Source organism: Gordonia sp. HS-NH1, assembly GCF_001418765.1.
In the GTDB taxonomy this organism is placed as follows: Bacteria; Actinomycetota; Actinomycetes; order Mycobacteriales; family Mycobacteriaceae; genus Gordonia.
Map to the genome: position 1 here is coordinate 17210 of NZ_LIYC01000031.1, position 18502 is coordinate 35711.

Genomic DNA, 18502 nt, shown 5'->3' on the forward strand with positions numbered 1-18502 from the left:
CGCGGGGTTCACCGCGAGCGGCGCGTCCGGGCTCCGTCGAGGATGATGGCCAGCCCGTCGCGGAACTCGCCCGCGAAGTCGCGACCCGACGGCCCGGTGACACCCAGACGCTCCATCTGCGCGCGTGTCTGTTCCTCGATGGTGAGCCCGATGACCAGCTGACACAGTGCGGTGCTGACCGCCTCGGCGTCGCGGACGGACAAACCGCCGGCCGTGCCGGCGGCGATGATGTCGGCGGTGATGGCCTTCGACGACAGGCCGCTGGCCCAGCTCGACGACACGACCTCGGCACTGTCGGGAACTCCGAGGAGCGCGCTGCGCATGTCGGTCGCGAGCAGATCGAGGCGCTCGTCCCAGGCCAGCGAGGTGTCGGGGATGGCGACCGCGCCGAGGATGTCGTCGGCGAGTGCGGCCAGCAAGGTCTGCTTGTTGGGAAAGTGCCAGTACAGCGCGTTGGGACGGACGCCGAGTTCGGTGGCGAGGCGTCGCATCGACAGGTCGGCCAGGCTGTGCTCGCCCAGGATGTCGCGGGCGGCGCGCAGAACGTCGGTGCGACTGTTGCTCACCCGCGTCAGCGTAATGACCCGGCAGTGGGCATCGAACCCCGGGCCTGTACAGCGTTCAGGATTCCCTGTACGGTGTTCAGGACCCTGGACGGTGTTCAGGACTGCCTAACGACAGGCCGGGAGGTGCCTCATGGATCACGACGCGATCAGTCGCATCGATGCCGACCACATCTGGCACCCCTACGGTGCGCTGCCGGCGGCCACCCGGCCGTTGGTCGTGGCCTCGGCCTCGGGTGTCCGCTTCGAACTCGCGGACGGCCGATCGGTGGTCGACGGGATGAGCTCCTGGTGGGCGGCGATCCACGGTTATGGACACCCCCGACTCGACTCCGCCGCGGCCGCTCAGCTCGGTCGGATGTCGCACGTCATGTTCGGCGGTCTGACCCACGAACCGGCCGCCCGGCTGGCGCAGCTCCTCGTCGAGATCACCCCGGCCGGCCTGGAGAAGGTGTTCTTCTGCGACTCGGGGTCGGTGTCGGTCGAGGTGGCGGTCAAGATGGCGCTGCAGTATTGGCGCAGCCGCGGTCGGTCCGGCCGCACGCGTCTGCTCACCTGGCGTGGCGGCTACCACGGCGACACCTTCACCCCGATGAGCGTCTGCGATCCCGACGGCGGCATGCACGCGATGTGGAAGGGTGTTCTCGCACAACAGATCTTCGTCGACGCACCGCCGGCCGAGTTCCGGCCCGACTACGTCGCCGAGTTCGAGCGCACCGTGCGCGCGCACCACGACGAGCTCGCCGCGGTCATCGTCGAACCCGTGGTCCAGGGCGCGGGCGGCATGCGATTCCACGACGCGGCATATCTGCGTGCGCTCCGGGAGATCTGTGACCGACACGACGTCCTGCTGATCTTCGACGAGATCGCGACCGGATTCGGCCGTACCGGAACGTTGTTCGCGGCCGACGCCGCCCCGGGGGCCGACGCGGCGCCGGGCGCCGGCGTCGCGCCCGACATCATGTGTGTCGGCAAGGCGCTCACCGGTGGCTACCTCACGCTCGCCGCGACCCTGTGCACGTCCGAGATCGCTCAGGTGATCAGTGCGGGGGAGGCGGGCGGACTCGCGCACGGCCCGACCTTCATGGCCAACCCGCTGGCCTGCGCGGTGGCCGTCGCAGCGATCGAACTGCTGCTGGAAACGCCGTGGGCCGAGCGGGTCTCGGCGATCGAGCGGGGGCTCCGCGACGGACTCGAACCGATGCGTGATCGCCACGGCGTCGTCGATGTGCGGGTCCTCGGCGCGATCGGCGTCGTCGAACTCGATCGCCCGGTCGACATGGTGGCGGCCACCGACGCTGCCGTCGAGGCCGGGGCATGGCTGCGGCCGTTCCGCAATCTCGTCTATACGATGCCGCCGTTCATCTGCACACCCGAGGACATCGGGGTGATCGTGCGCGGAGTGTCCGCTGCCGTGCATGCCACGGTCGGCGATCGCGAGCCGGCAGTGGTGCGGTCATGACTTCGATTCAGGTGCAGCCGGATTCGAGGGTCGACGGCGATGCGCGGGTCAGCGGCGGGGGAGAGATCGGTCTGGCGTGGCTGGCCGGCGCCGCCCGTGCGCGCGCCGAGGCCGGCCTGCATCGCAGCCCACACGTCCGCAGGGCGGCCGGCGACGAGATCAACCTCGGTTCCAACGACTACCTCGGGTTGTCGACCCACCCCGCAGTGATCGCGGGTGCGCGGGCCGCCGCGGAACGGTGGGGAGGTGGCTCGACGGCGTCGCGCCTCGTCGTCGGCACCACCCAGGCACACGTCGATCTCGAGCACGATCTCGCCGACTTCCTCGGATTCGATGCGGCACTGGTCTTCTCGTCCGGTTACCTGGCGAATGTCGGTGCGATCACCGCGCTGGCGACACGCGGCGACCTGATCGTCAGCGACACCGGCACCCATGCGTCGCTGATCGACGGCTGCCGGTTGTCGCGTGCCCGGGTGGTGGTCGTCGACCGCGGCGATCACGAGGCGGTCCGGCGGGCCCTCGCCGAACGTACCGAGGCCCGGGCGCTCGTCGTCACCGATTCGGTGTACAGCATCGACGGTCAACCGGCGCCGGTCGCGGATCTGTATGCCGCGGCACGCGCGCACGGGGCCGTCCTGCTCGTGGACGAGGCCCACGCTCTCGGGGTACGTGGTCCGGGTGGTCGCGGACTCGTCGCCGAACAGGGACTTTCGGGTGCTCCCGATCTCATCGTCACGACCGTGCTGTCGAAGTCGCTCGGCGCGCAGGGCGGTGTGGTCCTCGGGTCGGAGCTACTGCGCTCGCACCTCATCGACTGCGCCCGCACCTTCATCTTCGACACCGGCCTGAACCCGGCCGCGGTCGGCGCCGCGCATGCCGCACTGACGATCCTGCGGGCGCAACCCGGGTTGCCGGACCGACTGCGCGACAACGCCCGTCGCCTGGCGCTCGCCTGTGGCGTCGAAGAGCCCGCCGCGGCGGTCATCTCGATCGTCGTCGGGGATCCGCAACGCGCGGTGGCGGCTGCTGCCGCGTGCCGGGACCGTGGCGTCCTCGTCGGGTGTTTCCGTCCGCCCTCGGTCCCGGTCGGGACTTCGAGGCTGCGGATCACGGTGCGCGCCGACCTCGAAGCCGCTGCCCTCGACCACGTGGCCGCCGTCGTCGACGCCGCGCTGCGCGAAGTCGGTGCGCGGTGACCGCCGCACGCCGCGGCAGGGTCCTCGCCGTCACCGGGACCTCGACCGACGTCGGGAAGACCGTCGCCACCGCGGCACTCGCCGCTGCCTGCCTGCTCCACGAGGTGGCCGACCCTCTGCTCCCTGAGGTGGCCGACCCCCTGCTCCCTGAGGTGCGAGGAGCGTTAGCGTCTGCCCATCCTCTGCTCCCTGAGGTGCGAGGAGCGTTAGCGTCTGCCCATCCTCTGCTCCCTGAGGTGCGAGGAGCGTTAGCGTCTGCCCATCCTCTGCTCCCTGAGGTGCGAGGAGCGTTAGCGTCTGCCCATCCTCTGCTCCCTGAGGTACGAGGAGCGATAGCGACGAGCCACGAAGGGCGCGTCGCCGTATGCAAACCGGTACAAACCGGCGTCGGTCCCGACGAACCCGGCGACCTCGCCGAGGTGCAACGCCTGGCGGGCGACGTCACCGCGGTCGAGCTCTTCCGCTACCCGGAACCCCTCGCGCCCGACACCGCCGCGCGCCGCGCCGGGATGCCACTGGCCGATCCGGCGGTGATCGTCCGCGCCGTGGACGATCTGGCCGCGTCACACGACCTGACCCTCGTCGAGGGCGCCGGCGGAGTGCTGGTGCGGCTGGGGGAGTCGGCCACGATCCTCGACATCGCCGCGGCCACTCTCGTTCCCGACACCGTCGACGGTGTGCTGGTCGTGGTGGCGCCGGGGCTGGGCGCGCTGAATCACGCCGAACTCACCGTGAACGCGGTGCGGGCGCGCGGTCTGCGTCCCGCCGGGCTCGTGATCGGTTGGTGGCCGGACGATCCCGACCTCGCGATGCGGTGCAACCGCACCGACCTCCCGCGGGTGACCGGGGTGCCGGTCGTCGGGGTCCTGCCCGCCGGCGCCGCGAACCTCGAACCCGCCGAGTTCCGCCGCCACGCAGCGTCGTGGTTCGACGACGAGTGGCTCGCGACCCTTTCTCCCCGCCATCCGGAACAGCTCGTCCGGACGCCGTAACACGTTCCCGCAGCAGAACAATCATCCAAGGAGTATCACCAGTGACCCAGGCAACAGTCGACGCCACCACCTCGGCACCGGCGTCGGACGACATCCTCGCCATCGCCCGTGACCAGGTGCTCGACCGCGGCGAGCCGCTCGATCAGGAGCAGGTTCTCCGGGTTCTGCGGTTGCCCGACGACCGGCTGACCGAACTGCTCCAGCTCGCCCACGATGTGCGGATGCGCTGGTGCGGGCCCGAGGTCGAGGTCGAGGGCATCATCTCGCTGAAAACCGGCGGGTGCCCAGAAGACTGCCATTTCTGTTCCCAGTCCGGACTTTTCGCCTCGCCGGTACGAAGTGCGTGGATCGACATCCCCTCCCTCGTCGAGGCGGCCAAGCAGACCGCGAAGACCGGTGCGACCGAGTTCTGCATCGTCGCGGCGGTCCGCGGTCCCGACAAGCGGCTGCTCAGTCAGGTCGCGGCGGGAATCGAGGCCATCCGCAACGAGGTCGACATCCAGATCGCGTGCAGCCTGGGCATGCTCACCCAGGAGCAGGTCGACCAGCTCCGCGACATGGGCGTGCACCGTTACAACCACAATCTCGAGACCGCGCGCAGCCACTTCCCGAACGTGGTGACGACCCACACCTGGGAGGAGCGCTGGGACACCCTGCGCATGGTCCGGGAGGCGGGCATGGAGGTCTGCTGCGGCGGCATCCTCGGTATGGGTGAGTCCCTGGAGCAACGGGCCGAGTTCGCCGCCGAACTGGCGACGCTCGAGCCCGACGAGGTGCCGCTGAACTTCTTGAACCCGCGGCCCGGCACCCCGTTCGGCGATCTCGACGTGCTCCCCGCCGCGGAGGCCCTCAAGTCGGTGGCCGCCTTCCGTCTGGCGCTGCCGCGCACCATCCTGCGCTTCGCCGGCGGGCGTGAGATCACGCTCGGCGACCTGGGGGCCAAACAGGGCATCCTCGGCGGCATCAACGCCGTCATCGTCGGCAACTACCTGACGACCCTCGGCCGGCCCGCCGAGGACGATCTCGATCTCCTCAGTGATCTGTCCATGCCGATCAAGTCGTTGAACGACACGATCTGACGGGCTCGTCGCCGCGATGGGTAGCGTGTTCTCATGATCGACACCGTCCCGGGTCCTCTCGCCGAGCCGTGCCGGTTCGGTGTGTTCACCGGACTCGAACTGGAACTGCAGGCTCCCGACGCCGTGCCGCCGGCTGCCCGGTTGGGTCTCGAACCCCCTCGCTTCTGTGGCCAGTGCGGGCGCCGGATGGTGGTCCAGGTGCGGCCCGACGGATGGGATGCCCGCTGCTCGAGGCACGGGACGGTCGACTCGTCGGAGCTGGGTCGCCGGTGAAACCGCCGGTCCGCACGGTCTCGGGACTGGCCGCGGTCACCGTCGGCGTGGCCCTCATCGGCGTCGTCGCCGGGGCGGTCTGGGCGCTCCTCACCCCGCCGACCACCGGCGTCGTGTTCGAGGGTCTGCGTCGCGAGGACATCCCCGCCGACTTCGCCGGCGTGGGCGCCTTCGCCCTGACGATGTTCGCCTACGGCGCGGTCACGGCCATCGTCGTGTGGTTTGCGGCCCGGACGTGGCGCGGGGTCGCCGGATTCGTGTGGCCCGCCCTCGCGACGGTGGCAGGTTCGGCGCTTGCGGCGTCGGTCGGGATGTGGGTCGCGGGCCTGCGGTTCGACGACGATCCGACCGCACTGCCGGTCGACGCCGTCTACCGGGTCGCGCCGGAGCTGTGGCTCGACGGCGCGACGCGGTCCGGCCCGGCCGAGCCGTGGACGCTGCTCATCTGTGCCCCGTTCGCGTTCGCCGTGGTGTACCTCGTCTGCGTGTTGTCCTCGCGGACAGCCGATCTGGGCGTCGGAGATCTCGAGTCCGACGAGCCGCCGGCGGACGTGTTCACATCGGTGGGCGCAGCGTCGCGAACTCATCCGTGACGCGTAGCTCCTTCTCCGCGAAGGCGTAGAGCGCCGGCGGGCGACCCCCGTTACGGCCGGTCTTGCCGACGGTCCCGGTGGCGACCACCACCGCGCGCCGGCTCAGGATGCGGAGCAGGTTGGTCGTGTCCACGGGATAACCCAGTGCGGCGCAGTAGATCTCCGACAATGCCGACATCGGGAACCGGGCGGGGGCCAGCGCGAACGCGATGTTGGTGTAGGAGAGTTTGGCCGCAAGTCGATGCCGGGCGGCCTCGACGATCCCGGCGTGATCGAAGGCCAGGGGCGGTAATCCGTCGACGGCGAACCAGCCCGCGGCGTCGGGGGGTGTCGCGTCGGCGTCGGAGGGCACGAGGCCCATGTAGGTCGACGCGATGGTGCGGACCGTGGGCACCCGGTGCGGGTCGGAGAAGACCGACAGTTGTTCCAGGTGCGCGATCTCACGGACGTCGAGCGCGTCCGCGACGAGCCGGCGTGCGCTCGCCGACAACGTCTCCTCGGCGCCGACCCCGCCGCCGGGAAGTGTCCACACGCCGTCGGCGGACCGCGACAGCAGGACGCACAACGACGGGTCGTCGGTGTCCGACGTGTTCCGGGTCTGGGGTACGCGGATCTGGAAGACGACGCTCAGGACTTCCACCCGGAGGGTCGCACCGTCGGCGATGGGTGGCTCGGACCCGGCGGATGGCATGCGCCCGATTGTAGGGTGCGCCCTGCTGGTGACCCCCGCTGGTTGAGATTGGAGAGCCCCCGCTGGACGTGCTGGCGACCCCCGGCTGGTTGAGCCGGTTACCCCCCGCTGGTTGTGCTGGCGAGCCCCGGCTGGTTGTGTCGGCGAGCCCCGGCTGGTTGTGCTGGCGAGCCCCGGCTGGTTGTGCTGGCGACCCCGGCTGGTTGTGCTGGTGACCCCCGGCTGGTTGTGCTGGTGACCTCCGCTGGAGGAGTCGGCGACCCCCTGCTGGTTGTGCTGGTGCCCTCCGCTGGAGGAGTCGGCGCCCCCCTGCTGGTTGTGCTGGTGCCCTCCGCTGGAGGAGTCGGCGCCCCCCTGCTGGTTGTGCTGGTGCCCTCCGCTGGAGGAGTCGGCGCCCCCCTGCTGGTTGTGCTGGTGCCCTCCGCTGGAGGAGTCGGCGCCCCCCTGCTGGTTGTGCTGGTGCCCTCCGCTGGAGGAGTCGGCGACCCCCTGCTGGTTGAGCCGGCTCCGAGCGAAGCCGCCGGGCCGAGCAAGCGACGAAGGAGCGCGTCGAGGTCGAGGCGCCGTGTCGAAGCCACCTGGTGACCTCGACTACCCGCCCCGGTTCGTCGTGAGGACCAGCGCCTCGCCCTCGGTGACGGCGATCGTGTGTTCGCTGTGCGCGCCGCGCGAGCCGTCGAACGACCGGATGGTCCACCCGTCGGCGTCGAACTTGATGCGCTCGGAACCGAGCGTGAACCACGGTTCGAGTGCGAGGGTCAGGCCGGGGCGGAGTTTCATGCCGCGTCCGGCCCGGCCCACGTTGGCGACGTGGGGATCCTCGTGCATGGTGCGGCCCAGCCCGTGTCCGCCGAACTCGGTGTTGACCCGATACCCGTGTGGGGCGGCGACCGCTCCGATCGCGGCCGAGATGTCGCCGAGCCGACCGCCCGGACGAGCGGCGTCGATGGCTGCGCCCAGTGCTTCTTCCGTGGCCTCGACGAGTCGCTGATCGTCGGGTCGCGGGGTGCCGACGATGACGCTGCGCGCGGAGTCGGCCACCCAGCCGTCGATGGCGACGGCGATGTCCATCGAGAGCAGGTCTCCGTCGGCGAGGACGTAATCGTGCGGGAGTCCGTGCAGGACAGCGTCGTTCACCGACAGGCAGATCACATTGCGGAACGGGCCGCGGCCGAAGGACGGCGAGTAGTCCCAGTAGCAGGACTGTGCACCGCGGTCGTTGACGAGCTTCCGCGCGCGTTCCTCGAGCTCGAGGAGGTTGACCCCGACGTCGGCGCGTCCAGCGAGGTCGTCGAGGAGATCTGCGATGAACGCCCCCGTCACTCCCATGGCGGCCACCTCGGCAGGCGACTTCAGTTCGACCATTCCCGTCCTCTCGTGGTCATTGCGTTCTTTCGGATCGCTGGTCGGTATACAAATACCACCGCGTCTCGGTATTTGTATACCGGACCCGCTAGGATCGCCACATGGTGCGTAACCCCCTGACCCCGGAACAGATCGCGGCCGGCCGCCGGCTCGGCGCCCGTCTCCGCGAGTTGCGCGGCGATCGTCCGCTGGGCGATGTGGCGTCGGGCGCGGGTATCTCGCCGGAGACCCTGCGCAAGATCGAGACCGGACGCATGCCGACGCCCGCTTTCGCCACGATCGCGGCGCTTGCTCGCGCGCTGGGTACCTCACTCGACGATCTGGCGCTCGTGCTCGACGCCGAGGTGGCACGAGTCGGGTGACCGCGAACCGATCGGATCTCACCTATCCCGAGGTCGGCGCGACGGCCGGGACGCTCCCGTCCGGTTACCACCATCTGCGCCGGTCACGGGTCATCGGCTCGGGAGCTGCCTGCTTCGCCACGGCCGGCCGGCGAATCATGAACTGGGACATGCATCGTCGTGCCGGCTTCGGTGTCGACGAATCGACGCCCGCGGCCACTGTCGACGCCGACGTCGACCTGCGTGCCGGTCTCGGCCCCCTCGCGATCACCGCACGGTGCCGGGTCATCGAGGTGATCGACGCCCCGCGCGAGCGCGGCTTCGCGTACGGCACGCTGCCCGGCCATCCCGAGATCGGCGAAGAGCGCTTCTGGGTGGAATGGCTCGACGACGACACCGTGGTCGGGCATGTCGTCGCGTTCTCGCGTCCGGGGCGGTGGTTCACGCGTCTGGGCGGGCCGATCGGGCGGGTTGTGCAGTCGCGATTCGCCGAGCGCTACCTCGACGCTCTGATGTGTGGCTGAACTCGTCGTCCGCCTGGATCGCGGGCCGAGAACGCCGGCGACGAGGTCATGGGAATGCCGTGAGTGTGGCGAATGTTACGATGCATAGCGTTTTCGACCATGAGTCGAAAACCTGCCTCGGACACACGGCCCGTGATCTGGGGAACCAGCGTCCCGGGGACGGAACTCGTCGCCGGGTAGCCAGAGGAGTGGCACATGAGCATCACCAGTGATCGCCTCACGTCGATGACCGCGCCCGCAGTCGAGGACTCGGCGCTCGTCGATGCGACGTGGTACGACGCGCCGGGCGGTTACACCGGCGTGGAGCCGACGCAGGAGTGGGCGGACGAGGTCCGCCGCCTCGCCAAGGCGCGCAACGCGACGCTGCTCGCGCACAACTACCAGCTCCCAGCCATCCAGGATGTTGCCGACCATGTCGGCGACTCTCTTGCCCTCTCGCGGATCGCCGCCGAGGTCGACTCCGACGAGATCATCTTCTGCGGCGTCCACTTCATGGCCGAGACCGCCAAGATCCTGAGCCCCGAGAAGCGGGTCCTGATCCCCGACGAGCGCGCCGGATGCTCGCTCGCCGACTCGATCACCGCGGACGAACTCCGGGCCTGGAAGGCCGAGTTCCCCGATGCGCTGGTGGTGTCCTACGTGAACACCACCGCCGAGGTGAAGGGCCTCACCGACATCTGCTGCACGTCGTCGAACGCGGTCGACGTGGTCGCGTCGATCGATCCCGACCGCGACGTCCTGTTCCTGCCGGACCAGTTCCTCGGCGCGCACGTCAAGCGCGAGACCGGCCGCGACAACATCCACATCTGGGCGGGCGAATGCCACGTGCACGCCGGCATCAACGGTGACGAGTTGACCGCGCAGGCGAACTCGCACCCGGACGCCGACCTGTTCATCCACCCCGAATGCGGTTGCGCGACCTCGGCGCTGTATCTGGCCGGCGAGGGTTTCGTTCCCGAGGAGAAGGTGAAGATCCTGTCGACGGGCGGCATGCTCGACGCCGCGCGCGAGACCGGCGCGAAGCAGGTGCTCGTCGCCACCGAGGTCGGGATGCTGCACCAGTTGCGCAAGGCCGCACCGGGCGTCGACTTCCAGGCGGTCAACGACCGGGCATCGTGCCCCTACATGAAGATGATCACCCCGGCGGCCATGCTCCGGTGCCTGCGGGAGGGTCGCGACGAGGTGTTCGTCGACGCCGACGTCGCCGAGAAGGCGCGCAAGAGCGTCGAGCGCATGATCGCGATCGGCAACCCCGGATCGGGCGAGTGAGCAGCTCCACCCCCTCGACGACGGCCCCGGCCGGCGGCTTCGTCGGCCAGGCCGCGGGCGGTGAACTCGGCGCCGCGGTCACCGACGAGGTCCGCGCGTTGATCCGCACCGCGCTCGACGAGGATCTGCGATACGGCCCCGACGTCACGAGCACGTCCACGGTCCCCGCCGACGCGGTCGTCGACGCGGCGATCATCAGCCGCGCGCATGGTGTGATCGCCGGCGTGCCGGTGGTCGAGGCGGTCTTCGACGAGGTGATCGGGGCGGGCGAGTACACGATCACGTCGCGCGTCGACGACGGAACCCGCGTCGAACCCGGCACCGTCGTACTCGCCGTCCACGCTCCGACGCGAGCGCTGCTGACCGCGGAACGCACGGCGCTCAACCTGATCTCGCACCTGTCGGGGATCGCCACGACCACCGCGGCCTGGGTGGCGGCGGTGGAGGGTACGGACGCCCGAATCCGCGACTCGCGCAAGACACTTCCGGGTCTTCGGCATCTGCAGAAGTACGCGGTTCGTGCCGGCGGGGGAGTCAATCACCGGATGGGGCTCGGCGACGCCGCCCTCGTCAAGGACAACCACGTCGTCGCCGCGGGTTCGGTCGCCGCGGCACTGGAGGCGGTCCGGGCGGCGGCGCCGGGCCTACCGGTCGAGGTCGAGGTCGACTCGCTGGCCCAGCTCGACGAGGTCCTCGGACTCGAACCGCAGTTGGTCCTGCTGGACAACTTCGAGCCGTGGGAGACCCAGATGGCCGTCCAGCGCCGCAACACCCGTTCGCCGGGCACCAAGCTGGAGAGCTCGGGAGGCCTGTCGCTCGACGTCGCGGCCGACTATGCCCGCACCGGCGTCGACTACCTGGCCGTGGGCGCCCTGACGCACTCCGTCACCGTCCTGGACCTCGGTCTGGACATCCCGGCACCGTAGGTTCAGCCCCGCGTCGCCGGTTCGGACCTCGACGTCGGACAACTCGGTCCTGGCGAACGGCCGGTGGAAGGACGGGGGCAGCTTCGTCCGCATACCGGATCGAACTGCCCCGACGTTCTCGGTGACAACCCGCACCAGAAACCCGCTGGCAGCCGACACGTATCCTTGTCGGGTACATCAGCAGCCACCAGGAGAGATCATGCTCGCCCGAATTGACCTGCGCGGTAGCACGCCGACACTCGCCGAGTTGCGTCGCGCGCTGCCCCGCGGGGGTACCGATGTCAATGCCGTCCTCGACACGGTGACACCGGTCGTGCATTCGGTGGCGGAGAACGGGAGCAGCTCTGCGCTCGACTATGGCGAGAAGTTCGACGGTGTCCGCCCCGCGTCGGTGCGGGTGCCCGCCCAGGTCATCGCCGATGCTCTGGCCGGGCTCGACCCGCAGGTTGCCGAGGCGCTGCGCGAGTCGATCACACGCGCGCGCAAGGTTCACGCCGACCAGCGACGGGAGACCACCCGCACCCAGGTCGTCGACGGCGGCGTCGTCAGCGAGAAGTGGATTCCGGTGCGCCGCGTCGGCCTGTACGTCCCGGGCGGAAACGCCGTCTATCCGTCGTCGGTCATCATGAACGTCGTCCCCGCCCAGGAGGCCGGCGTCGGCTCGCTGGTCGTCGCCTCGCCTCCGCAGAAGGACTTCGGCGGGTGGCCGCACCCGACCATCCTCGCCGCCTGTGCGCTCCTCGGAGTCGACGAGGTGTGGGCGGTCGGCGGTGCCCAGGGCGTGGCACTGCTCGCCTACGGTGGCGCCGACACGGAATCCGCGGACGAGCCGAATGCCGTTCTCGACCCCGTCGACCTCATCACCGGCCCGGGCAACATCTACGTCACCGCGGCCAAGCGTCTGTGCCGCAGCGTGGTCGGCATCGACTCCGAGGCCGGACCCACCGAGATCGCGATCCTCGCCGACGACTCGGCGGACGCGGGCATCCTCGCCTCCGACCTCATCAGCCAGGCCGAGCACGACGTCCTCGCGGCGTCGGTGCTCGTGACCGACAGCGCCGAACTCGCAGACGCCGTCGACGAGGCTCTCGAGCAGCAGGTCGCGGCCACCAAGCACCGCGAACGCGTGACCACCGCGCTGTCGGGGGAGCAGTCGGGCGTCGTCCTCGTCGACGATCTCGACGCGGGGCTCGCCGTCGTCGATGCCTATGCGGCCGAACACCTCGAGATCCAGACCCGGGACGCGGCCGCGGTCGCCGACCGGGTGCACAACGCGGGCGCGATCTTCGTCGGGCCCTATGCGCCGGTCAGCCTCGGTGACTACTGTGCGGGCTCCAATCACGTTCTGCCCACCTCGGGTTCGGCGCGCTTCGCCTCCGGGTTGTCGGTGCAGACCTTCCTCAAGGGCGTCCACGTCATCGACTACGACGAGGCCGCGCTGCGCGAGGTCGCCGACAAGGTGGTGACCCTCGCCGACGCCGAGGACCTGCCCGGTCACGGTGATGCGGTGAAGCAGCGCTTCGTCGGGAGCGCGGGCCGGTGACGGCCGCCGATCCGGTGACGGCAACCCCGGGCAGCTCGATCACCGTCGACGACCTGCCGCTACGTGAGAACCTCCGTGGCAAGAGCGCTTATGGCGCACCGCAACTCAGGGTTCCGGTGATCCTCAACACCAACGAGAACCCGCACGCGCCGTCGCCGGCCCTGATCGACGATGTCGCCGCGTCGGTGCGCGAGGCCGCCGCCGTGCTGCACCGCTATCCCGACCGCGATGCCGTCGCTCTCCGTGCCGACCTCGCCGCCTACCTGACACGGGCCACCGGTGTGCAGCTCGGCGTCGAAAACCTCTGGGCGGCAAACGGTTCCAACGAGGTCCTGCAGCAGTTGCTGCAGGCGTTCGGCGGTCCCGGTCGCAGCGCGCTCGGCTTCGTCCCGTCCTACTCGATGCACCCGATCATCTCCGACGGCACCGACACCACCTGGCTGGTCGCGGCGCGGGCGGGCGACTTCTCGCTCGACACCGACTACGCGGTCGCCGAAGTCGCGAACCGCGAACCGGACGTCGTTTTCGTGACGTCGCCGAACAACCCGACCGGCGGTTCGATCCCGCTCGCGGACCTGCGTCGCATCGTCGAGGCGGCTCCGGGCATCGTGATCGTCGACGAGGCCTACGCCGAGTTCTCGGCGGCTCCGAGCGCCGTCGAGCTCATCGACGAGTTCCCGGCCAAGGTCGTCGTCAGCCGGACGATGAGCAAGGCCTTCGCCTTCGCCGGCGGCCGGCTCGGCTACCTCGCCGCAGCGCCCGCCGTCGTCGACGCGATCCAGCTGGTGCGGCTCCCGTACCACCTGTCCGTGCTGACCCAGGCCGCCGCGCGAGCCGCATTGCGCCACAGCGACGACACCCTCGCCGGCGTCACCGCGATCCGGTCCGAACGCGAGCGCGTGGTCGCGGCGCTGACCGCCTTCGGGTACCGCGTCATCGACTCCGACGCCAACTTCGTGCTGTTCGGACGGTTCCGGGATGCTGCGGCGTCGTGGCAGCGTTACCTCGACCAGGGCGTCCTCATCCGGGACGTCGGCATCGCCGGTCACCTCCGGGTGACCATCGGTCTCGCGCATGAGAACGACGCCTTCCTCGACGTCAGCCGCACGCTCGCCACCACAGATCTGGAGAACCCTCAGTGAGCACCCCCTCTGCGACCAACCCCGCGCCCCGTGTCGCGAAGGTCGAACGGAGCACCAGGGAGTCGTCGATCTCCGTCGAATTGAATCTCGACGGCACCGGCGTGACGAACATCTCGACCGGCATCGCGTTCTTCGATCACATGCTCACCGCCTTCGGTCAGCACGGCAGCTTCGATCTCACCGTCGAGGCGAAGGGCGACATCGAGGTCGAGGGCCACCACACCATCGAGGACACCGCGATCGTGCTCGGCCAGGCTCTCGGCCAGGCGCTCGGCGACAAGAAGGGCATCCGTCGCTTCGGCGATTCCTGGATCCCGATGGACGAGACCCTCGCCCAGGCCGTCGTCGACGTGTCGGGCCGCCCCTACTGCGTCCACACCGGCGAGCCCGAGCACATGCTCACCGCCGTGATCGGTGGCTACCCGGGTGTCCCGTACTCGACCGTCATCAACCGGCACGTGTTCGAGTCGATCGCGCTCAACGCTCGCATCGCGCTGCACGTGCGGGTCCTCTACGGCCGCGACCAGCACCACATCACCGAGGCGGAGTTCAAGGCCGTGGCCCGCGCGTTGCGCGCGGCGACCGAATACGACGCCCGCGTGACCGGTGTGCCGTCGACGAAGGGCGCGCTGTGAGCGTCGCCGACGTCACGATCCTCGACTACGGCTCGGGCAACCTGCGGTCCGCGCAGCGTGCGCTCGAGCGGACCGGGGCACAGGTGACGGTCACCTCCGACTTCGACACGGCCCTGAACGCCACCGGCCTCGTCGTGCCCGGCGTCGGCGCGTTCGCCGCCTGCATGGAAGGCCTGCGCGCGGTCAAGGGCGACCGGATCGTCGGGCGACGACTGGCCGGCGGTCGCCGGGTGCTGGGCATCTGCGTCGGCATGCAGATCCTCTTCGAGCGCGGCGTCGAGTTCGGTGTCGAGGCGGAGGGTTGCGGAGAGTGGCCGGGCAGTGTGACGCAGCTGCCGGCGCCGGTGCTGCCGCACATGGGCTGGAACACGGTCGACGCCCCGGCGGGTTCGGTGCTGTTCGACGGACTCGACGCCGACACCCGCTTCTACTTCGTGCACTCCTACGCCGCGCAGACCTGGGAGATGGACAACGAGGGTTCGCCTCTGGTCGCACCCCGACTGACCTGGGCCGAACACGGCGGCCGGTTCCTCGCCGCAGTCGAGAACGGGCCGTTGTCGGCCACGCAGTTCCACCCGGAGAAGTCCGGTGACGCCGGCGCCCACCTGCTGGAGAACTGGGTTCGGGGACTCTCGTGACCGACGGCACGCCGCGCCCCGGCCACGACGGCGGGTTCGGCGACGGGCACGGCGGGCCGCCGCCCGAATCCGTGCCGAAGGACTCCGCGTCGGCGTCGACCGGTTTCTCGATCGCCAAACTCGCCTTCTACGCTCTCGGGGCGGGTGTGCTGGTCCTCATCGCGTCCGTCCCGATCATCGCGCTGTGCGCGCACTGGTCGCCGATCGCCGGGCTCGTCGCCGCGCTGGTGGCGGTGGCGGCGATGATCGCCGCGATCGGTACCGTTGCCAACCGCATGGTCGACCGTGCGCGGGCGGACCTGATCGCGGCTCGCGACGGTCACGACCCCGCCTGACCACCCGTCCCACAGCCGCTCACGCTCGATCCAGAACAGACAGGACAGATTCACCCATGGGTAGCACCCTCGAACTCCTTCCCGCCGTCGACGTCGCCGACGGGCAGGCGGTCCGCCTGGTCCAGGGCGCGGCCGGCACCGAGACGTCCTACGGCTCGCCGCGCGATGCCGCGCTGGCGTGGCAGCGCGACGGCGCGGAGTGGATCCATCTCGTCGACCTCGACGCCGCCTTCGGCCGTGGCGACAACCGCGACCTGCTGGCCGGCGTGGTCGGCGAACTCGACGTGAAGGTCGAGTTGTCCGGCGGCATCCGTGACGACGATTCGCTGGCGGCCGCCCTCGCGACCGGGTGCACCCGCGTGAACCTCGGCACCGCTGCCCTGGAGAACCCGGAGTGGTGTGCCCGCGCGATCGCCGAGCACGGCGACCGCATAGCGGTCGGTCTGGACGTCATCCGCGACGGCGGGTCCTACCGCCTGCGCGGACGCGGCTGGGTCACCGACGGAGGCGATCTCTGGGAGGTCCTCGAGCGACTGAACCGCGACGGGTGCGCGCGGTACGTGGTCACCGACGTGTCCAAGGACGGGACGCTGCAGGGTCCGAACCTCGACCTGCTCGCCGAGGTCGCCGCGGCGACCGACGCCCCGATCGTCGCCTCGGGTGGAGTTTCGGCCATCGACGATCTGGTCGCGATCGCCGGCCTCACCGGCAAGGGTGTGGAGGGCGTCATCGTCGGCAAGGCGCTCTACGCGGGCCGTTTCACCTTGCCGGAGGCGCTGGCCGCGGTCGCCGGGGTCTGATGAGCGCGGCGGACACCTCCCTCGACCTGCCCCGGCTGCTCGACATCGCCGGGTCGATCCTCGACGCCTCCGTCGAGCGGTTCGTCGACGGTCAGGGCGCGCCGAGCGCGATCAACAAGGGCGGCACCGACTTCGCCACCCAGATCGATCTGGACCTCGAACGCCACATCGGGGCCGAGCTCGCCGACCGCACCCAGATCCCGGTTCACGGCGAGGAGTTCGGCGGCGCCGATGTCGTGGACGGTCCGGTGTGGGTGCTCGACCCGATCGACGGGACTTTCAACTACTCCGCGGGGATGCCGCTCACCGGCATCCTCCTCGGTCTGGTGGTGGACGGTGAGGCCACGCTCGGAATGACCTGGTTGCCTCTCGTGGGACGTCGCTACGCCGCGCACGTCGACGGTCCGCTTCTGGTCGACGGTGAGCCCGTCCCGCCGGCCCCCGACATGGAGCTCGCCGAGGCCGCCATCGCGTTCGGTCCGTTCGACGCACGCGGCGGCGGCAGGTACCCGGGCACCCGCCGCGCCGACCTCCTTCGCGAACTGAGCACGCGAGCCGCACGGATCCGGATGACGGGTTCCACGGGTGTCGACATGGCGTTCACCGCGGCCGGCGTGTTCGGCGGGGCGATCGCATTCGGCAGGCACCCTTGGGACAACGCCGCGGGCGCGGCCCTGGTCCGCGCCGCCGGCGGCGTCGCGACCGACATCGCGGGCCGACCGTGGACCGTGGCGTCGCCGTCGCTCGTCGCGGGTACGCCGACCGTGCATGCCGGGCTGATGCGTGTCATCGGCGACACGGTCCGGGAATGGTCGGCGTGACCGCGCCGGGAACCGTGTTGAGGACGTCTGTGAGTACCGAAGCCACCACCCCGAAGGAGACCCGACGATGACGCTGGCGACCCGGGTCATCCCATGCCTCGACGTCGACGACGGCCGCGTGGTCAAGGGCGTCAACTTCGCCAACCTGCGCGATGCCGGCGACCCGGTCGAACTGGCCGAACGCTACGACCGCGAAGGCGCGGACGAGTTGACCTTCCTCGACGTCACCGCGTCGAGCTCAGGACGTTCGACGATGATCGACGTCGTCAAGCGCACCGCCGACCAGGTGTTCATCCCGCTGACCGTCGGCGGTGGCATCCGGACCGTCGACGACGTCGACACGATGCTGCGCGCCGGGGCCGACAAGGTCAGCGTCAACACCGCGGCCATCGCCCGCCCGGATGTGCTCGCCGAGATGAGCCGGCGGTTCGGATCGCAGTGCATCGTGCTGTCGGTGGACGCGCGGACCGTGCCGGAGGGGTCGGAGCCCACGCCCTCGGGCTGGGAGGTCACCACGCACGGCGGCCGCAAGGGCACCGGTATCGACGCGGTCGAGTGGGCGGTCCGCGGCCAGGACCTCGGTGTCGGCGAGATCCTCCTCAACTCGATGGACGCCGACGGAACCAAGCAGGGCTTCGATCTGCGCATGCTGACGGCCGTGCGCGCCGCGGTGTCGGTGCCGGTCATCGCCAGTGGCGGCGCCGGACGCATCGACGACTTCGCCCCGGCCGTGCAGGCGGGCGCCGACGCTGTCCTCGCGGCCTCGGTCTTCCACTTCGGCGAACTCACCGTCGCCGAGGTGAAGACGGCCATGCGCGACGCCGGGATCATCGTCCGATGAGGCGCCGCGCCTGTTCTCGCACCGATCAGGAAGGTCGCTGATGGCACTCGATCCCGATCTCGCCGCACGCCTCAAACGCAACGCCGACGGCCTGTTCACCGCGGTCGCCCAGGAACGCAGCACCGGCACGGTGCTGATGGTGGCCTGGATGGACGACGTCGCTCTCGAGCGCACGCTGTCCACCCGGAAGGGGACCTACTACTCCCGGTCACGCCAGGAGTACTGGGTGAAGGGGGAGACCAGCGGGCACACGCAGTACGTGCACGACGCCCGGCTCGACTGCGACGGGGACACCGTGCTGCTGGTCGTCGACCAGGTCGGCGCGGCCTGCCACACCGGCAATCACAGTTGCTTCGACACCGAGTCGCTGACCTTCGGGATCGACGCGGCGCCGGGTTCCGGGGCCGACGCCGGGCGGGGCTCGCCGGGCACAGCAGAATAGAAGTCCAGACGCGAGTCCCGGGGGAGACCTC

General features: G+C 70.2%; 22 protein-coding genes. 19 read left to right on the forward strand and 3 right to left on the reverse strand.

All coding sequences use genetic code 11. The features are described from left to right. Positions 1–8: 8 nt before the first annotated feature. Positions 9–566 (reverse strand): TetR family transcriptional regulator, encoded by a 558-nt coding sequence (locus AMD30_RS18055; protein ID WP_055476563.1) that lies wholly within the window; start codon positions 564–566, stop codon positions 9–11. Between the two features lie 130 nt (positions 567–696). Here AMD30_RS18055 and AMD30_RS18060 point away from each other — a divergent pair, with 130 nt between their 5' ends. The 6 genes from AMD30_RS18060 to AMD30_RS18085 all read left to right on the forward strand — a co-directional run bounded on the left by AMD30_RS18060 (position 697) and on the right by AMD30_RS18085 (position 6158). Then, positions 697–2025: an adenosylmethionine--8-amino-7-oxononanoate transaminase gene (locus AMD30_RS18060; protein ID WP_055476564.1), complete on the forward strand. Its 1329-nt coding sequence runs from the start codon at positions 697–699 to the stop codon at positions 2023–2025. Continuing rightward, positions 2022–3221 carry an 8-amino-7-oxononanoate synthase gene (locus tag AMD30_RS18065; protein WP_055476565.1) on the forward strand — a complete coding sequence of 400 codons (1200 nt, stop codon included), beginning with the start codon at positions 2022–2024 and terminating at the stop codon, positions 3219–3221. The genes AMD30_RS18060 and AMD30_RS18065 overlap by 4 nt, the downstream gene beginning before the upstream one ends. Before the next feature lie 308 nt (positions 3222–3529). Then, positions 3530–4213 (forward strand): ATP-dependent dethiobiotin synthetase BioD, encoded by a 684-nt coding sequence (gene bioD / locus AMD30_RS18070; RefSeq protein WP_231632774.1) that lies wholly within the window; start codon positions 3530–3532, stop codon positions 4211–4213. Positions 4214–4254: 41 nt separating this feature from the next. After that, entirely contained in the window at positions 4255–5292 is a 1038-nt protein-coding gene (bioB, locus tag AMD30_RS18075) for a biotin synthase BioB (protein ID WP_055476567.1), read from the forward strand. A gap of 33 nt (positions 5293–5325) precedes the next feature. Next, positions 5326–5565 (forward strand): biotin synthase auxiliary protein BsaP, encoded by a 240-nt coding sequence (gene bsaP, locus AMD30_RS18080; RefSeq protein ID WP_055476568.1) that lies wholly within the window; start codon positions 5326–5328, stop codon positions 5563–5565. Beyond that, positions 5562–6158, forward strand: a complete 597-nt coding sequence (locus AMD30_RS18085; RefSeq protein ID WP_055476569.1) for a DUF2567 domain-containing protein — start codon at positions 5562–5564, stop codon at positions 6156–6158. The genes bsaP and AMD30_RS18085 overlap by 4 nt, the downstream gene beginning before the upstream one ends. On the opposite strand, the gene AMD30_RS18090 is transcribed toward AMD30_RS18085, so the two are convergent. Both AMD30_RS18090 and map read right to left on the reverse strand, forming a co-directional pair. Next, positions 6121–6849 carry an NUDIX hydrolase gene (locus tag AMD30_RS18090; protein ID WP_055476570.1) on the reverse strand — a complete coding sequence of 243 codons (729 nt, stop codon included), beginning with the start codon at positions 6847–6849 and terminating at the stop codon, positions 6121–6123. The genes AMD30_RS18085 and AMD30_RS18090 overlap by 38 nt on opposite strands. A 591-nt stretch (positions 6850–7440) precedes the next feature. Continuing rightward, a complete protein-coding gene (gene map / locus AMD30_RS18095; protein ID WP_055476571.1) occupies positions 7441–8214 on the reverse strand; it encodes a type I methionyl aminopeptidase in 774 nt (257 codons plus the stop codon). A gap of 101 nt (positions 8215–8315) precedes the next feature. Between map and AMD30_RS18100 the strand changes: the two genes are divergently transcribed. The 13 genes from AMD30_RS18100 to hisI all read left to right on the forward strand — a co-directional run bounded on the left by AMD30_RS18100 (position 8316) and on the right by hisI (position 18471). Next, a complete protein-coding gene (locus tag AMD30_RS18100) occupies positions 8316–8576 on the forward strand; it encodes a helix-turn-helix domain-containing protein (RefSeq protein WP_055476572.1) in 261 nt (86 codons plus the stop codon). After that, on the forward strand, positions 8573–9079 hold the full coding sequence (locus AMD30_RS18105) for a DUF1990 family protein (protein WP_055476573.1): 507 nt from the start codon (positions 8573–8575) through the stop codon (positions 9077–9079). Before AMD30_RS18100 ends, AMD30_RS18105 begins: the two co-directional genes overlap by 4 nt. 195 nt (positions 9080–9274) lie before the next feature. Continuing rightward, positions 9275–10348, forward strand: a complete 1074-nt coding sequence (gene nadA, locus AMD30_RS18110; RefSeq protein WP_055476574.1) for a quinolinate synthase NadA — start codon at positions 9275–9277, stop codon at positions 10346–10348. Further along, complete coding sequence (gene nadC / locus AMD30_RS18115) at positions 10345–11274, forward strand: carboxylating nicotinate-nucleotide diphosphorylase (RefSeq protein ID WP_055476575.1); 930 nt, start codon at positions 10345–10347, stop codon at positions 11272–11274. The genes nadA and nadC overlap by 4 nt, the downstream gene beginning before the upstream one ends. Before the next feature lie 199 nt (positions 11275–11473). Beyond that, positions 11474–12817 (forward strand): histidinol dehydrogenase, encoded by a 1344-nt coding sequence (gene hisD, locus AMD30_RS18120; RefSeq protein ID WP_055476576.1) that lies wholly within the window; start codon positions 11474–11476, stop codon positions 12815–12817. Then, positions 12814–13959, forward strand: coding sequence for a histidinol-phosphate transaminase (locus tag AMD30_RS18125; protein WP_055476577.1), 1146 nt, complete (start codon positions 12814–12816; stop codon positions 13957–13959). Before hisD ends, AMD30_RS18125 begins: the two co-directional genes overlap by 4 nt. Next, positions 13956–14594, forward strand: coding sequence for an imidazoleglycerol-phosphate dehydratase HisB (gene hisB, locus AMD30_RS18130; RefSeq protein WP_055476578.1), 639 nt, complete (start codon positions 13956–13958; stop codon positions 14592–14594). Before AMD30_RS18125 ends, hisB begins: the two co-directional genes overlap by 4 nt. Continuing rightward, on the forward strand, positions 14591–15232 hold the full coding sequence (gene hisH, locus AMD30_RS18135; RefSeq protein ID WP_055476579.1) for an imidazole glycerol phosphate synthase subunit HisH: 642 nt from the start codon (positions 14591–14593) through the stop codon (positions 15230–15232). Before hisB ends, hisH begins: the two co-directional genes overlap by 4 nt. Beyond that, positions 15229–15567, forward strand: coding sequence for a hypothetical protein (locus tag AMD30_RS18140; protein ID WP_010842327.1), 339 nt, complete (start codon positions 15229–15231; stop codon positions 15565–15567). Before hisH ends, AMD30_RS18140 begins: the two co-directional genes overlap by 4 nt. A 56-nt stretch (positions 15568–15623) precedes the next feature. Next, entirely contained in the window at positions 15624–16367 is a 744-nt protein-coding gene (gene priA, locus AMD30_RS18145; RefSeq protein WP_055476580.1) for a bifunctional 1-(5-phosphoribosyl)-5-((5-phosphoribosylamino)methylideneamino)imidazole-4-carboxamide isomerase/phosphoribosylanthranilate isomerase PriA, read from the forward strand. Continuing rightward, a complete protein-coding gene (locus tag AMD30_RS18150) occupies positions 16367–17188 on the forward strand; it encodes an inositol monophosphatase family protein (protein ID WP_010842329.1) in 822 nt (273 codons plus the stop codon). The genes priA and AMD30_RS18150 overlap by 1 nt, the downstream gene beginning before the upstream one ends. A gap of 67 nt (positions 17189–17255) precedes the next feature. Further along, positions 17256–18029: an imidazole glycerol phosphate synthase subunit HisF gene (hisF, locus tag AMD30_RS18155; protein ID WP_055476581.1), complete on the forward strand. Its 774-nt coding sequence runs from the start codon at positions 17256–17258 to the stop codon at positions 18027–18029. Positions 18030–18069: 40 nt separating this feature from the next. Then, positions 18070–18471, forward strand: a complete 402-nt coding sequence (gene hisI / locus AMD30_RS18160) for a phosphoribosyl-AMP cyclohydrolase (RefSeq protein WP_010842331.1) — start codon at positions 18070–18072, stop codon at positions 18469–18471. Positions 18472–18502 lie beyond the last annotated feature (31 nt).